The organism is Phenylobacterium sp., assembly GCF_024508875.1.
Classification (GTDB): Bacteria; Pseudomonadota; Alphaproteobacteria; order Caulobacterales; family Caulobacteraceae; genus Phenylobacterium.
In genome coordinates this window covers 21,539-37,228 of the sequence record NZ_JANINU010000134.1, presented here as the reverse complement: position 1 = coordinate 37,228, position 15,690 = coordinate 21,539, and the positions used below count along the sequence as shown (strand labels likewise).

General features: G+C 69.0%; 10 protein-coding genes. 9 read left to right on the top strand and 1 reads right to left on the bottom strand.

Going from position 1 to position 15,690, the window contains the following annotated elements; genetic code table 11:
* Nucleotides 1-982, bottom strand: a 982-nt coding sequence (locus Q0L11_RS11515) for a TonB-dependent receptor plug domain-containing protein (protein WP_296597406.1), incomplete at its 3' end; no start/stop codon positions are given.
* 596 nt (nt 983-1,578) lie between these two features.
* Between Q0L11_RS11515 and gltB the strand changes: the two genes are divergently transcribed.
* From gltB to nirD, 9 genes are all read left to right on the top strand, one after another.
* The gene (gene gltB, locus Q0L11_RS11510) at nt 1,579-6,225 is read left to right on the top strand and encodes a glutamate synthase large subunit (RefSeq protein WP_296597404.1); all 4,647 of its coding nucleotides are present in this window, start codon (nt 1,579-1,581) and stop codon (nt 6,223-6,225) included.
* Between the two features lie 17 nt (nt 6,226-6,242).
* Entirely contained in the window at nt 6,243-7,694 is a 1,452-nt protein-coding gene (locus tag Q0L11_RS11505) for a glutamate synthase subunit beta (RefSeq protein WP_296597403.1), read from the top strand.
* 190 nt (nt 7,695-7,884) lie between these two features.
* The gene (locus tag Q0L11_RS11500) at nt 7,885-9,159 is read left to right on the top strand and encodes an acyl-CoA dehydrogenase family protein (RefSeq protein ID WP_296597402.1); all 1,275 of its coding nucleotides are present in this window, start codon (nt 7,885-7,887) and stop codon (nt 9,157-9,159) included.
* A 148-nt stretch (nt 9,160-9,307) separates the two neighbouring features.
* Nucleotides 9,308-9,886 (top strand): ANTAR domain-containing response regulator, encoded by a 579-nt coding sequence (locus Q0L11_RS11495; protein ID WP_296597399.1) that lies wholly within the window; start codon nt 9,308-9,310, stop codon nt 9,884-9,886.
* Nucleotides 9,883-10,983 carry an ABC transporter substrate-binding protein gene (locus Q0L11_RS11490; protein ID WP_296597398.1) on the top strand — a complete coding sequence of 367 codons (1,101 nt, stop codon included), beginning with the start codon at nt 9,883-9,885 and terminating at the stop codon, nt 10,981-10,983. The genes Q0L11_RS11495 and Q0L11_RS11490 overlap by 4 nt, the downstream gene beginning before the upstream one ends.
* A 118-nt stretch (nt 10,984-11,101) precedes the next feature.
* Nucleotides 11,102-11,308, top strand: coding sequence for a hypothetical protein (locus Q0L11_RS11485; protein ID WP_296597397.1), 207 nt, complete (start codon nt 11,102-11,104; stop codon nt 11,306-11,308).
* A gap of 228 nt (nt 11,309-11,536) precedes the next feature.
* Nucleotides 11,537-12,760, top strand: a complete 1,224-nt coding sequence (locus tag Q0L11_RS11480) for a NarK/NasA family nitrate transporter (RefSeq protein ID WP_296597396.1) — start codon at nt 11,537-11,539, stop codon at nt 12,758-12,760.
* A 12-nt stretch (nt 12,761-12,772) separates the two neighbouring features.
* Nucleotides 12,773-15,229, top strand: coding sequence for a nitrite reductase large subunit NirB (gene nirB, locus Q0L11_RS11475; protein ID WP_296597395.1), 2,457 nt, complete (start codon nt 12,773-12,775; stop codon nt 15,227-15,229).
* Nucleotides 15,226-15,564, top strand: a complete 339-nt coding sequence (gene nirD / locus Q0L11_RS11470) for a nitrite reductase small subunit NirD (RefSeq protein ID WP_296597394.1) — start codon at nt 15,226-15,228, stop codon at nt 15,562-15,564. The genes nirB and nirD overlap by 4 nt, the downstream gene beginning before the upstream one ends.
* Nucleotides 15,565-15,690 lie beyond the last annotated feature (126 nt).

Genomic DNA, 15,690 nt, shown 5'->3' with positions numbered 1-15,690 from the left:
TCGTCCAGCCCTGCACGTCGAACTGGGCGTCGAGGCCGATCGACTTGACCAGGGCGTGCTGGCCGCCGCGCAGATCGTCGTTCTCGATGTTGTTGTTGCGGTCCAGGCCCACGACGTTGCTGACGTAGGGCGACAGCAGGGAGTCGGTCTTCGGGTTGAAGTTGGCCGGGGCGGTGAACGTCGGATCGGCGTTCGTGCCCGAAACCCGGATCGGCACGAACTGATACACCGGCGTACGGTCGTTCAGGTACTTGCCGTAGATGCGGACGTAGCCGTTGTCGAAGGTCTTGGTGATGTTGGCCTTGATCTGGCCGCCCTTCAGCGCGGTGTAGCCGACGTCACGCGGGCCTTCGCCCTGGCGGTAGAAGCCGCCGATGTGCATGCGCAGCGTGTCGCTGATCTTGTAGCCATAGTCGCCTTCGACGCGCTTTTCGCCGTAGTTCAGGCCGTAGGTCGCCTGAACCGCGCCACCTTCCGTATCGCCGGTCTTGGAGATCAGGTTGATCACGCCGCCGGGCGAGTTCGAGGCGAAGGTCGAGGCCGAACCGCCGCGGATCGTCTCGATCGCCGACAGGTTCAGGTCGGCGCGCATGAACATGTCGGTGCCGAGCTGGTACATGTCGCCGAATTCCAGGACCGGCAGGCCGTCTTCCTGGAGCTGGACGTACTTCGAGCCCGTGCCCGACAGCGGCAGGCCGCGGATCGAGTAGTTCGCGTTGCCTTCGCCGCCCGCGTACTCGGCGCGGATGCCGGGGATGTTGCGCAGGACCTCGCCCAGCGAGCGGGCGCCGAGCACCTCGATCTCCGACTCGCGCAGGGCGCTCGTCGACGTGGCGCTGTCGAGGCGGTCGCGGCCCTTGGCGACGCCGGTCGAGAAGACGGCTTCGCTGCTGGCCTTGGCCTTCGCGTCCTTGGTCTCAGCGTGCGCCGGCGCAACGACCAGCAGGGGCGCGAGCGCCGCCGAGAGATACAGGTGTTTCATAAGTGGCTCCGGTCATCCCGATGTTCTTCGAGTTGCCGGAGAAATGCGGTCGGGTTTGTAGAGATTGTGTAAATTCTGAGGCTGCCCAAGCGGTCGGACCCTGCGACATTTTGTCAATTTACCTCGGAATGGAATGCGCGCGCCGAGTGGAGAAGAAGCGTTTGGGGAAGGTGCCGCTGCGACAACTTGACCACATTCTACGTGGTCGATGGAGGCGACCTTCTATTCGCGCGGTCATGTGGATGGCTCTAAAGTCTCGTTAAGAAAGTCAAATGACCGATGTCGTCGCCGAGATCGTTCGTGGGCGCTTCGGCCCCGACCTCTTCCTGTCTTGAGGACGCCCCGCGCAAAGCGAGCCCGTTAGTGACGGGTACGTCGCAATCTCCGAGCGTTCCATTTTTGCACGGCCTGCTGACTTGGTTTGCCGAGGCTTCCCCCCGCGGAGCCGCAACGCTGTATTCTCCAGGAGCGCCAATCACGAAAACTTCTGCCTCGGCGGCGTAAAAAGTCCCATCGACAAGGGTTATTTGTGCCGCTTAAAAGCCCGGCGGCGGCGATAGGGCCGCCCACCAAAGATAGGTGCTGGGGTTTTCGGGATGACTATGCGCCCGCCGGAGCGGCAAGGACTCTATGATCCGCGCAACGAGCACGACGCCTGCGGCGTCGGCTTCGTGGCCAACATCAAGGGGCGCAAATCCCACGAGGTCGTGCAGGCCGGCCTGCAGATCCTGGTCAACATCGACCACCGCGGCGCGGTGGGCGCCGACCCCCTGGTGGGCGACGGCGCGGGCTGCCTGATCCAGATCCCCGACCGCCTCTACCGCGATTGGGCCAATGAAGCGGGCGTCGAGCTGCCGCCTGCCGGCGAGTATGCGGTCGCCATGTGCTTCCTGCCCCAGGACGAACTGGCCCGCGTCGCGGCCATGGAACAGTTCGAGCACTTCCTGAAGGTCGAGAAGCAGCCGCTGCTCGGCTGGCGGGATGTGCCGGTGGACACCACCGGCCTGGGCGAGGCGGTTCTCGCCTCGATGCCGATGATCCGCCAGGCGTTCGTCGGCCGTGGGCCGAACGTGAGGGACCAGGACGCGCACGAGCGCAAGCTGCTGGCCGTGCGCAAGCAGTTCCAAAACCCGCTGGCCGAGCTGGCCGCCAAGCGCGGCATCCCGGAATTGACGCAGGTGTACCTGCCGTCCTTCTCGACGCGGACGGTGGTTTACAAGGGCCTCCTGCTCGCCGACCAGGTCGGCGCCTTTTACAAGGACCTGCAGGACGAGCGCTGCGAAAGCGCGCTATCGCTGGTCCACCAGCGGTTCTCGACCAACACCTTCCCGTCGTGGAAGCTGGCGCACCCCTACCGGTTCATCGCGCACAACGGCGAGATCAACACCGTCCGCGGCAACGTGAACTGGATGAACGCGCGCCGGCGCACGCTGGAAAGCGAGCTCCTCGGGCCCGACCTCAACAAGATGTGGCCGCTGATCCCGCACGGCCAGTCCGACACCGCCTGCCTCGACAACGCCCTGGAACTGCTGGTGGCCGGCGGCATCCCGCTGGTCCAGGCGATGATGATGCTGATCCCGGAGGCCTGGGCGGGCAATCCGCTCATGGATGCCGAGCGGCGCGCCTTCTACGAGTACCACGCTGCGCTGATGGAGCCGTGGGACGGCCCGGCCGCCGTGGCCTTCACCGACGGCCGGCAGATCGGCGCCACGCTGGACCGCAACGGCCTGCGTCCGGCCCGCTTCGTCATCACCGACCAGGACCATGTGATCATGGCCTCCGAAGTCGGCGTGCTGGACGTCCCGGAAGAGCGCATCGTGCGCAAGTGGCGGCTCCAGCCCGGCAAGATGCTCCTCATCGACATGGAAGAGGGACGCATCATCGAGGACGAGGAGATCAAGAAGACCCTCGCCGCGGCCGCGCCCTATCAGGCCTGGCTGGCCGACACCCAGTTCAAGCTGGAGGAGCTGTCGCTGGACGGCGTGTCGGCCGAGGCCGTCGCCAACGATCCCCAGACCCTGCTCGATCGCCAGCAAGCCTTCGGCTACACGCAGGAGGACCTCCAGTTCTTCCTCGAGCCGATGGCCCGCGACGGGGACGATCCCATCGGCTCGATGGGTCACGACACGCCCATCGCGGTGCTCTCGTCGCGGTCCAAGCTCCTTTACGAGTACTTCAAGCAGAACTTCGCCCAGGTCACGAACCCGCCCATCGATCCGATCCGCGAGGAACTGGTCATGAGCCTGGTGTCGATGATCGGTCCGCGGCCGAACCTGCTCGGCCGGCAGGCGGGCACGCACAAGCGGTTGGAGGTCGCCCAGCCGATCCTCACCGACGAGGATCTCGCGAAGATCCGCGCCATCAACGAGCTGCTGGACGGCGCCTTCCGCACCGCCACGATTGACATCACCTGGCCCGCCGAAGAGGGCGCGGCCGGCCTTGAAGCCGCCGTCGAGCGCGTGTGCCGTGAGGCCACCGAGAACGTGCTGGCCGACATGAACATCCTGATCCTGTCGGACCGGTCGGCGTCGGCGGATCGGATCCCGATCCCGGCGGCCCTGGCCACCGCTGCGGTCCACCACCACCTCATCCGCCAGGGCCTGCGGATGCAGACCGGCCTGGTCATCGAGACCGGCGAGGCGCGCGAGGTGCACCATTTCTGCGTCCTGGCGGGCTATGGCGCCGAAGCGGTGAACCCGTACCTGGCGTTCCAGACCCTGGAGCAGATCCGCGTCGGCGAGGGCCTGTCGCTCTCGGCCTACGACGTGCGCAAGAACTACATCAAGGCCGTCGGCAAGGGCATCATGAAGGTGATGTCCAAGATGGGCATCTCCACCTACCAGTCCTACTGCGGCGCCCAGATCTTCGACGCCGTGGGCCTGTCGTCCGAACTGGTGGACCGCTACTTCACCGGCACCGCCACGACCATCGAGGGCGTGGGACTGGAGCAAATCGCCGAGGAGTGCGTCCGCCGTCACCGCGACGCGTTCGGCGAGAGCCCGATCTACCGCTCGATGCTCGACGTCGGCGGCCAGTACGCCTGGCGCATGCGCGGCGAGGCGCATGCCTGGACCCCGGAATCGATCTCGGGGCTGCAGCACGCCGTGCGCGGCAACCTGCCCGGCGAGTACCGGAAGTTCGCCGACGCGATCAATGTGCAGAACGAGCGCCTGCTGACCCTGCGCGGCCTGATGCGTTTCAAGCCGGCCGATGCGCCCGTGCCGCTGGACGAGGTGGAGCCGGCGGCCGAGATTGTGAAGCGCTTCTCGACCGGCGCGATGAGCTTCGGCTCGATCAGCCGCGAGGCGCACACCACGCTCGCGATCGCCATGAACCGCATCGGGGGCCGCTCGAACACGGGTGAGGGTGGGGAGGAGCCTGACCGCTTCAAGCCGCTGCCCAATGGCGACTCCATGCGCTCGGCCATCAAGCAGGTGGCCTCGGGCCGCTTCGGCGTGACGACCGAGTACCTGGTCAACGCCGACGACATCCAGATCAAGATGGCCCAGGGCGCGAAGCCCGGGGAGGGCGGGCAACTGCCCGGGCACAAGGTCGACAAGAATATCGCCAAGGTCCGGCACTCGACGCCGGGCGTTGGCCTCATCAGCCCGCCGCCGCACCACGACATCTATTCGATCGAGGATCTGGCGCAGCTCATCCACGATCTGAAGAACGTGAATTCCCGCGCCCGCATCTCCGTGAAGCTGGTGTCGGAGGTCGGCGTCGGGACGGTCGCCGCGGGCGTCGCCAAGGCGCGCGCCGACCATGTGACCATCTCGGGCTTCGAGGGCGGCACGGGCGCCAGCCCGCTGACATCGCTGACCCACGCCGGATCGCCTTGGGAAATCGGCCTCGCCGAAACACAACAGACGCTGCTGCTGAACGGCCTGCGCAACCGTATCGCGGTGCAGGTCGACGGTGGGCTGCGCACCGGCCGCGACGTGGCCATCGGCGCGCTGCTGGGGGCGGACGAGTTTGGGTTCGCCACCGCGCCGCTGATCGCCGCCGGCTGCATCATGATGCGCAAGTGCCATCTCAACACCTGCCCGGTGGGCGTGGCCACCCAGGACCCGGTGCTGCGCGCGCGCTTCACCGGCCAGCCCGAGCACGTGATCAACTACTTCTTCTTCGTGGCCGAGGAGCTGCGTGGGATCATGGCCGAGCTGGGCTTCCGGACGCTCAACGAGATGATCGGCCGGGTCGACCGCCTCGACATGCGTTCGGCCGTCGAGCACTGGAAGGCCCAGGGCGTCGATCTCTCGCGCCTGCTGTACGCCGGTCCGGCCGAGGGGCAGGCTTCGCTCTGGAACACCGAGCGCCAGGACCACGGCCTGGAAAAGGCGCTGGACCACACCTTCATCGCCGACTGCAAGGCGGCCATCGAGACGGGCGTGCCGGTGCGGGGCGAGTATGCGATCCGCAACGTCAACCGCACCGTCGGCGCCATGCTCTCGGGCGAGGTGGCAAAGGCGCATGGTCACGCGGGCCTGCCCGAGGACACCATCGCGCTCACCCTACGCGGAACGGCGGGTCAGAGCTTCGGCGCCTTTTTGGCGCGCGGTGTCAGCCTAACCCTGATCGGCGACGCCAACGACTACGTGGGCAAGGGCCTGTCGGGCGGCCGTGTGGTGGTGCGCCAGCCGGCCGAGTCGCGCCGCGACCCGACCCGCAACATCGTCGTCGGCAACACGGTCCTCTACGGCGCCATCGCCGGCGAGGCCTATTTCGAGGGCGTCGCGGGCGAGCGGTTCGCGGTGCGCAACTCCGGCGCCGTGGCGGTGGTCGAAGGCGTGGGCGACCACGGCTGCGAGTACATGACCGGCGGCGTCGTGGTCGTGCTGGGCGACACCGGGCGCAACTTCGCGGCGGGCATGAGCGGGGGCGTGGCCTACGTCTACGATCCGCGCAAGCGCTTCGAGCCGCTGTGCAACAAGGCGATGGTCGATCTGGAGCCGCTCGATCCGGCCTCCACGGCGGGCGACGAGGCCCAGCGTCCGAGCCAGCGCGCGATCGCGGTCGACAACGCCGGCATGGGCGACCTGCTGGGCCACGACGCCGAACGGCTGCGCATCCTGATCGAGCGGCACCACCTGCATACGGGCAGCGCGCGGGCGGCCGAGATCCTGGAGAACTGGGACCGGGCCCTGCCGTCGTTCGTGAAGGTGATGCCGAAGGACTTCCGCCGCGCGCTGGGCGACATGGCCCGCGAGCGCGCCGCCGCCGCCGCCGTGGCGGCCGAGTAATCCGGAGAGATACGAAGATGGGTAAGCCGACCGGATTTCTCGAGATCGACCGTGAGGACCGCGGCTATGCGCCGGTGGCCGAGCGGCTGAAGCACTGGCGCGAGTTCGTCGTCCCGCTGCCGGAAGAGGCGCTGCGCAAGCAGGCCTCGCGCTGTATGAGCTGCGGCATTCCGTTCTGTCACCAGGGCTGCCCGGTGAACAACCAGATCCCGGACTTCAACGAACTGGTGCACCGCGACCATTGGCGGGCCGCGCTCGACAACCTGCAGTCCACGAATAACTTCCCGGAGTTCACCGGCCGCATCTGCCCCGCGCCGTGCGAAGCCTCGTGCACCCTGAACATCCCGGACACTCCGGTGACCATCAAGTCGATCGAGTGCCAGATCATCGACCGCGGCTGGGACGAAGGCTGGATCCGGCCCGAGCCGTCGCCGCGGGGCACGGGCAAGCGGGTCGGCGTAGTGGGCTCGGGGCCGGCTGGCCTGGCCTGCGCCCAGCAGCTCGCCCGAGCGGGCCATGCCACCACCGTGTTCGAGAAGTCGGACCGCGTCGGCGGGCTGCTGCGGTACGGCATCCCGGACTTCAAGATGGAGAAGCACCTCATCGACCGGCGCATCAAGCAGATGGAAGCCGAGGGGGTGATCTTCCGCACGAACTTCGAGGTCGGCGCGATGGTCTCGGTCCAGCGCCTGCTGGACGACTACGACGTGCTGGTGATGGCCTGTGGGGCCGAGGATCCGCGCGACCTGCCGGTCCCGGGCCGCGAGCTGGACGGTGTGCATTTCGCCATGGAGTTCCTGGCCCAGCAGAACAAGCGCAACGCGGGCGACCCCGAGTCGATCGCCGCGCCCGCGGGCACGATCAACGCCCAGGGCAAGCATGTGGTGGTCATCGGCGGTGGCGACACCGGCTCGGACTGCATCGGCACGTCGAACCGCCACGGCGCGGCGTCGGTGACCCAGCTTGAGATCATGCCGCAGCCGCCGGTGCACGAGAACAAGTCGCTGACGTGGCCGGACTGGCCGCTGAAGCTGCGCACCTCGTCTTCGCACCAGGAAGGCGCCGAGCGGGAATTCGCTGTCGCCACCAAGCGGTTCATCGGCCAGGACGGGCGCGTTACCGCGATCGAGTGCGTGCGCCTGGAGTGGGCAGCCGGCCCCGACGGCCGCCAGCAGATGCGTGAGGTCGCGGGCTCGGAATTCGAGCTCAAGGCCGATCTGGTCTTCCTGGCCATGGGCTTCGTGGGCCCTCGCAAGGCCGGGGCGGTGGAGCAAAGCAGCGTCGACCTCGACCCGCGCGGCAACGTGCTGGCCGACACCAACGACTACCGCACCTCCCAGCCCAGCATCTTCGCGTGCGGCGACGCGCGCCGGGGCCAGTCGCTGGTGGTCTGGGCCATCCGCGAGGGCCGCCAGTGCGCCCGCGCGGTCGATGCCCACCTGATGGGCGCCTCCACCCTACCGCGCTAGGTCCGGCCGCAGCCGCAGCGTCCTCGGTCTTGAGCCATGTCAAGGCCGGGGCGGCGGCGGGTCATATGGTTCCCCAGGGATGCGACGCATCCTGGGGTCGCCCGCCATGGCCAACCGGCTCCCTGCCGGCTCTTGCCCCCGGCTGTGGCGGGCGCCCGCCGGCTGCGTCAGCGGTGACCGGAGGGACGACATGGACTTCACGCTTTCGGAACAGCAGGCCGCCTGGCGTGATCGCGTCCGCGACTTCATGCGCACGCACGTCTACCCGGCGATCCCGGTCTATACGGCCCAGACCGACCGTCAGGGCGCCGAGCGGTGGGCGGTGATCCCGGTGATCGAGGAGCTCAAGGCCAAGGCCTACGAGGCCGGGCTCTGGAACCTGTTTCTGCCCCCGTCCGAGCACGACGAGGACGAGTACCGCGGCGCCGGCCTGTCGAACCTGCAATACGCCCTCTGCGCCGAGGAGATGGGCCGCGTCGGCTTCGCGTCCGAGGTGTTCAACTGCTCCGCGCCCGACACCGGCAACATGGAGGTGCTGCACCGCTACGGCTCGCCCGAGCAGAAGGCCCGCTGGCTGAAGCCGCTCATGGACGGCGAGATCCGCTCGGCCTTCCTCATGACAGAGCCGGACGTCGCCTCTTCCGACGCTACCAACATCCAAACCGTGATCCGGCGCGACGGCGACGCGTATGTGATCAGCGGCCGCAAGTGGTGGTCTTCTGGCGGCGGCGATCCGCGCTGCAAGGTGGCCATCGTCATGGGTAAGACCGACGAGCGCGCGGCGCGGCACGCGCAGCAATCGCAGATCCTGGTGCCCATGGACACGCCCGGGATCGAGATCGTCCGCATGCTGCCGGTGTTCGGCTACGACGACGCCCCGCACGGCCACGCCGAGGTGGTGCTGCGCGACGTGCGCGTGCCGGTCGAGAACCTCATCCTCGGCGAGGGACGCGGATTCGAGGTCGCCCAGGGCCGCCTGGGGCCAGGCCGCATCCACCACTGCATGCGCACCATCGGGGCCGCCGAGGTGGCGATGGAGAAGATGGTCGACCGCCTGCTGTCGCGCGTGGCGTTCGGCAAGCGCCTGGCCGACCAGTCGGTATGGGAACAGCGGATCGGCGAGGCCCGCCTCGACATTGAGATGAGCCGGCTGCTCTGCCTCAAGGCCGCCGACATGATGGACCGGGCGGGCAACAAGGCCGCTCAGCTCGAGATCGCCATGATCAAGGTCGCCGCGCCGCGCGCCGCGTTGCGGGTGATCGACGACGCCATCCAGGCCCATGGGGGTGCGGGGGTCTCGGAAGACTTCGGTCTGGCGCGCCTGTACGCAGGCATGCGGACGCTGCGCCTGGCGGACGGTCCGGACGAGGTCCATCTGCGCGGCATCGCCCGCCTGGAGTACGGGCGCCATTCCGAGCGCGTCCGCGCGTGGCGCGAGGGCGACGCACCCCTTGCGGCTGAATAGGGCAAGCCCCCACGGGTTCGCGGCGATCGTCTAGCTTTGCCGAAAAACGCGGCGCCGCGTGACCGCTTTTCCGGCGCTTCCCGCCGCCTGGCCTGAGCCGCGCTGAATTCCTGGGCGCCCGCCGCGATGTTCTCCGTAGGGGCGGAGCATGCGCGTCCTCGTCGTCGATCCCGACCCGGCCCGCGCCGCCCTGGTGGCGGAGGGCCTCGCCGGCGTCGAGCCGTTGGAGGTGCGTCACGCCGCTACCTTCAGCGAGGCCGAGGCGGCCCGCTTCGCGCCCGACGTGATCGTGGTCGCCTCCGACAGCCCGGACCGGGACACCATCGAGAGCCTGCGCGAAGCGACGGCGGCCAATCCTCGCCCCGTCGTGATGTTCGTCGACCGCTCCGAGCCGGGGCTGGCCGAGCAGGCGGTGCGCGCGGGCGTGTCGGCCTATGTGGTGGACGGCCTGGCCGCGGCGAGGGTCCGCTCGGTGCTGGAGGTGGCTATGAGCCGCTTCCAGCTTATGAACGGCCTGCGCCAGGATCTGGAGAAGGCCAAGGCCGACCTGGCGTCCCGCAAGACGGTGGAGCGCGCCAAGGCGCTGCTGATGAAGGAGCGCGGGCTCGACGAGGACGCGGCCTACCGGCTGCTGCGCAAGCTCTCCATGGACACCGGCCGGCCCCTGGGCGCCGTGGCCGCCGACCTGCTGGCCTTCGCCGGCGTGCTGAAGGGGGACGGCCGATGACGCGCCTGCGCCTGGGTTTCATCGCCCTCAACGACGCGGCGACCTTGATCGTGGCCGCCGCCAAGGGCTTCTTCGCAGCGGAAGGGCTGGATGTGGAGCTGGTCCGCGAGGTCTCGTGGGCCACCATGCGCGACAAGATCAGCGTCGGGGCTTTGGACGGCGCCCACATGCTCTCGCCCGCTGCGCTGGCCATCGCCCTGGGCGCCTCGGGCGGCGAGCCCACGCCGCTAGTCGCGCCGTTCGCGCTCAACCTCAACGGCCCGGCCATCACCCTTTCGTCCCGGCTGGCCGCGGCCGCGGGCGCGGGAGCCGGCGCCGAGGGCCTGGCCCGCCTCATCGCCAGGCGTCGCGACGAGGGGGCCAGCCCGCTGACCCTGGCCGTGGTCTTCCAATTCTCGACCCACAACTACCTGCTGCGGGACTGGCTGGCCCGGGCCGGCGTCGATCCCGACCGCGACGTGCGCATGACTGTCGCGCCACCCTCGCGGATGACCGAGCTGCTGGTGGGCGGGGTGGTCGAAGGCTTCTGTGTGACCGAGCCATGGGACACCGCGGCCGAAGCGGCCGGCGCGGGTACGATCGTCGCGCGCGGCTCGCAGCTCTGGCCGCGGACGCCGGACAAGGTCTTCGCCGTCACCGAGGCCTGGGCCGCAGCCAATCCGCAGGTGCTGCAGGCCCTGCTGCGGGCGCTGTTGCAGGCCGCGGCCTGGGCCGACGCGGCGGCGAACCGCGACGAGCTGATCGCGTTGCTGGCCGATACCGCGCATGTGGGCGCCGAGCCGGCCGTGATCGCTCGCTCGCTCGCCGACATGGTCTTCCATGCGGACGGCGCCAGCCGGCCCGAGCCGGTGCACGGCGGCTGGCTGGCCGCCCAGATGATGCGCTGGGGCCATATCCCGGCCGACGTCGACATCCCCGCGCTGGCCCGGGGCCTCTATCGACCGGACCTTTTCGCGCAGGCCGCCGCGTCGCTGGGCCTGCCGGATGCGCCGGCCGTCGAGTCGCTGAAGGGCTACAGCACGGCCGGCGAGTTCCGCCTCGCCGACGCGCGCCGGCACGCGCAGCAGGGCCTGCTCAGCCGCATCGTCGGAGCCTGAGGGCCCACATCTTGAGCGCGGCGGCGCCTGCCGGGCGGGCAGGGCGCTCGCATGACCGCGGTTTTCGATCGCGCGACCCCGTTGGACGCTGGGCTCCGTCAAGAAGGTTGAGCTGCTGGTGCGCTACCACGACTTCGACGGCCAGCGGGCGGGCGCGGCCCTGGGGCGCGAGTGGGACGCCCAGCTTCAAGCGCAGCTCCATCCCAAGCTGAGCGCGGCCCTGAAGTACGCCGACTTCGAACGCGCCGCCCGCGTTCGGCCCGGCGCCGCGACCCCGCCGCCCTCGCGCACCAAGGTATGGTTCACCCTGGAATATCGTCTGTAAGTCCAATTTCCGGGCACCGCCGATTTCGTGGGCGCCCAATTATTGCGCTGCGGCACGCAGCGGCCTCCTCCGGTCTCCATCTCGGGTGACAGTGTTCCCGGCGCGGGCTTCAGTAACGGTCAGGCCCAGGACAACGGCGTTCGCGGCTCACCGGACCGGCTCGACGACGAGCCCCATCCGAACCCTTGGCGACGCCGCCTGTCCAACTCCAGCACGGGGCCTAAACCCATGGTCAGCCGCTCGTTCCTGAAGTCGGGTCACACGCCGACTCTGCTTTCCGCCTTCCTCTATTTCGACCTTAGCTTCATGACCTGGGTGATCCTGGGCCCGCTGGGCGTCGCCATCTCCAAGGAGTTCGGCCTGACGCCGGCGCAGAAGGGCCTGATGGTGGCCATTCCGGTGCTGTCGGGCGCGTTGCTCCGCCTAGTCGCCGGCGTCATGGTCGACCACATCGGACCCAAGAAGACCGGCCTGATCGGCCAGCTCGTCGTGCTCGCCGGCCTGGCGCTGGCCTGGTTCCTCGGGGTGCACAGCTATCATCAGGTGCTGGCGCTGGGCGTGGTCCTGGGCGTGGCGGGCGCCTCGTTCGCCGTGGCCCTGCCGCTGGCGTCGCGCTGGTATCCGCCCGAGCATCAGGGCCTCGCCCTGGGCATCGCCGGCGCCGGCAACTCGGGCACCGCCCTGGCCGCCCTGTTCGCGCCGGGCCTGGCCCAGGTGTTCGGCTGGCAGAACGTCATCGGCCTCGCCGCCCTACCGCTCGCCATCGCCTTCGTGGTCTATCTCGTCTTCGCGAAAGACGCGCCCAACCGGCCGCCGGCCAAGACGCTGGGCGAGTACATGAGCGTCCTGGGCACGGGCGACGCCTGGTGGCTGATGGCCCTGTACGGCGTCACTTTCGGGGGCTTCGTTGGCTTGTCGTCCTCGCTGACCATCTACTTCAACGCCGAGTATGGGCTGCCGGCCGTGACCGCCGGCTTCTTCACCGCCGCCTGCGTCTTCGCCGGCTCGTTCGTCCGGCCCGTGGGCGGGGCGCTGGCCGACCGCTTCGGCGGAGTGCGGACGCTGAGCGTGGTCTACGTCCTCGCCGCCCTCGGCCTGGCGCTGGTCAGCTTCCAGCAACCCAGCGCCTGGATCTCCCTGGCCCTGATGATGTTCTCGATGATGGCCCTGGGCGCGGGCAACGGCGCGGTCTTCCAGCTCGCGCCCCAGCGCTTCGGCAAGGAGATCGGCGTCGTGACCGGCTTGGTCGGCATGACGGGCGGCATCGGCGGCTTCTACCTGGCCTCCAGCCTGGGATGGGCCAAGCAGGTCACCGGCTCGTACCAGATGGGCCTCCTGGCTTTCGCCGCCCTGGCCCTGCTGGCCCTCGTCGGCCTGACCGGCGTGAAGGCCCGCTGGCGGAAGACCTGGCCCGAACTGGCTGGCGCCGCCGCCTCCGCCCTACGTTTGTAGAAGGGTCCGTCCATGGCCAAGGAGAAGCTCGTCGTCATCGGCAACGGCATGGCCGGCTGCCGGGCGGTCCAGGAGGTGCTGAAGCGCGATCCCGGCCGCTACGAGATCACCATCTTCGGCGCCGAGCCGCGGGTGAACTACGACCGGATCATGCTGTCGCCGGTGCTGGCGGGGGAGAAATCCTTCGCCGACATCGTGATCAACGACGAGGCCTGGTACCGCGATAACGGCGTAACGTTACATGCCGGACTCGCGGTCCGCGAGATTGATGTCGCGCACAGGTTGATCCGCGTGGAAGGCGGCCAAGCTTGGCCATACGACCTGCTGATCCTGGCCACCGGGTCAGACCCTATTCGCCTGCCGCTTCCGGGCTCGGACCTGGCGGGCGTCGTCACCTTCCGCGACTTCGATGACGTGGAGGCCATGACCGCCGCTTCGGCGTTACCCGACAGTCGGGCGGTGGTCATCGGTGGAGGCCTGCTGGGGATCGAGGCGGCCTATGGCCTGGCCCGCCGCGGCATGAAGGCCACCGTCGTCCATCTCATGGACGTCCTGATGGAGCGCCAGCTCGACGCCTCGGCAGGCTTCCTGCTGACCGAGTCGATGTCGGCCCGCGGCGTCGAAACGGTGCTGGAAGCCCAGTCCGAGGAGATTGTCGGTGAGGACGGCAAGGTTACCGGCCTGAAGCTCAAGGACGGCCGCGTCCTGCCTTGCGACCTCCTGGTGATGTCGGTGGGCATCCGCCCCAACACGGCGCTGGCGAAGGCGGCCGGTCTGGACGTCGGCCGCGGGGTCGTCGTGGACGACCAGATGCGCACCTCCGACCCGCACATCTACGCGGTCGGCGAATGCGTCGAGCACCGCGGCCAATGCTACGGACTGGTCGCGCCGATCTGGGAGATGTGCCGCACGCTGGGCGAGACGCTGACCGCCGGTTCGGGCGCCTACGAAGGTTCGGTCCTCTCGACGCGCCTCAAGGTCTCCGGCGTCGACGTCTTCTCGGCCGGCAAGTTCTCGGGCGGTGAGGGGTGTGAGGACATCGTGTTCCGCGACGCCGGACGTGGGGTCTACAAGCGCATCGTCCTGGAGCACGGCAAGGTGGCCGGGGCCGTGCTGTTCGGCGATGCGGCCGACGGCGGCTGGTACTTCGACCTGATGAAGTCCGGAGAGGACGTGGCCGGCTTCCGCGAGACCCTGGTCTTCGGCCAGGCGGCGACGGAGGGCCTTCGGGGCCTGGACCCTAGCGCGGCCGTTGCGGCCATGGCCGACACCGCCGAGGTGTGCGGCTGCAACGGCGTCTGCAAGGGCGACATCGTCTCTGCGATCGCGGGGGAGGGCCTCACCACGCTGGAGAGCGTGCGCGCGGTCACCAAGGCCTCGGCTTCGTGCGGGACCTGCACGCCGCTGGTGGAGAAGCTGCTGAAGCTGTCGATCGGCGACGCCTTCCAGGAGCAGAAGGGCCCCAAGCCCGTCTGCGGCTGTACGCATCGCGGCCACGACGAGGTCCGCCGCCGGCTGATCGCCGAGGAGCTGAAGTCGATCCCGGCGGTGATGCAGGCGCTGGAATGGACCTCGCCCGACGGCTGCGCCTCGTGCCGCCCGGCGCTGAACTACTACCTGGTATGCGCCTGGCCCGGCGACTACCGCGACGACAAGCAGTCGCGGTTCGTCAACGAACGCGTCCACGCCAACATCCAGAAGGATGGCACCTATTCGGTGGTCCCGCGGATGTGGGGCGGCGTGACCAGTTCGGACGAGCTGCGCGCCATCGCCGACGTGGTCGACAAGTTCGAGATCCCGACCATCAAGGTCACCGGCGGCCAGCGCATCGACCTGCTGGGCGTGAAGAAGGACGACCTGCCCGCCGTCTGGCGCGACCTGAACGCCGCGGGCCTGGTCTCGGGCCACGCCTATGCGAAGGGCCTGCGCACGGTGAAGACCTGCGTCGGGACCGACTGGTGCCGGTTCGGCACCCAGGACTCCACCGGCCTGGGCGTGCGCCTGGAGAAGTTCATGTGGGGCTCGTGGTCGCCGGCCAAGGTGAAGCTGGCGGTCTCGGGCTGCCCGCGGAACTGCGCCGAGGCCACCTGCAAGGATATCGGCGTCATCTGCGTCGACAGCGGCTACGAGATTCACGTGGGCGGCGCGGCCGGCCTGCACATCAAGGGAACGGAACTGCTGACCAAGGTCGCCTCCGAGGACGAGGCGGTCTGGGCCATCTGCGCGGTGATGCAGATGTACCGCGAGGACGGCTGGTACCTGGAGCGGATCTACAAGTGGATGGACCGCGTCGGCCTGGAGACGATCCGCACCGCCGTCGAGGATCCCGAGACCCGCCGGGCGCTCTACGACCGCTTCTCCTACTCGCAACGCTTCTACCGCATCGACCCCTGGGCCGAGCGCGTGGCGGGCCGCGACTCCCACGAATTCAACCCGCTCAGCCGCCGCATGGAGTTCGAACCGGCATGAACGCGCTCGTAAGGGATCCCATCCAGTGGACCGATGTCGGGGCGGTGACCGACATCCCCATGCGCGGCTCGCGGCGCGTCCCGACGGCGGACGGCGACATCGCGATCTTCCGCACCGGCGACGGCCGGGTGTTCGCGCTGAAGGATCGATGTCCCCACAAGGGCGGCCCGCTCAGCCAGGGCATCGTCCACGGTCACGCCGTCGCTTGTCCGCTGCACAACTGGAACATCGAGCTCGCCACCGGCGAGGCGATGGGCGCCGACCGCGGCAAGGGCTGCACGCCGGTCGTGCCGCTCCGCGTTGAGCAAGGGCGAATTCTTTTGGGACGAGCCTGACGGCCGTGGTCGCACCAGCGCCCCCTCCACAATTTCGTGGTCCCCCTTCCCCACGAGCGGGGGAGGAACTGACCCGTTCCTCCCCCGTGTCCGCGGGGGAGGGGGACCCCAAGGGTAGGGGGGGCG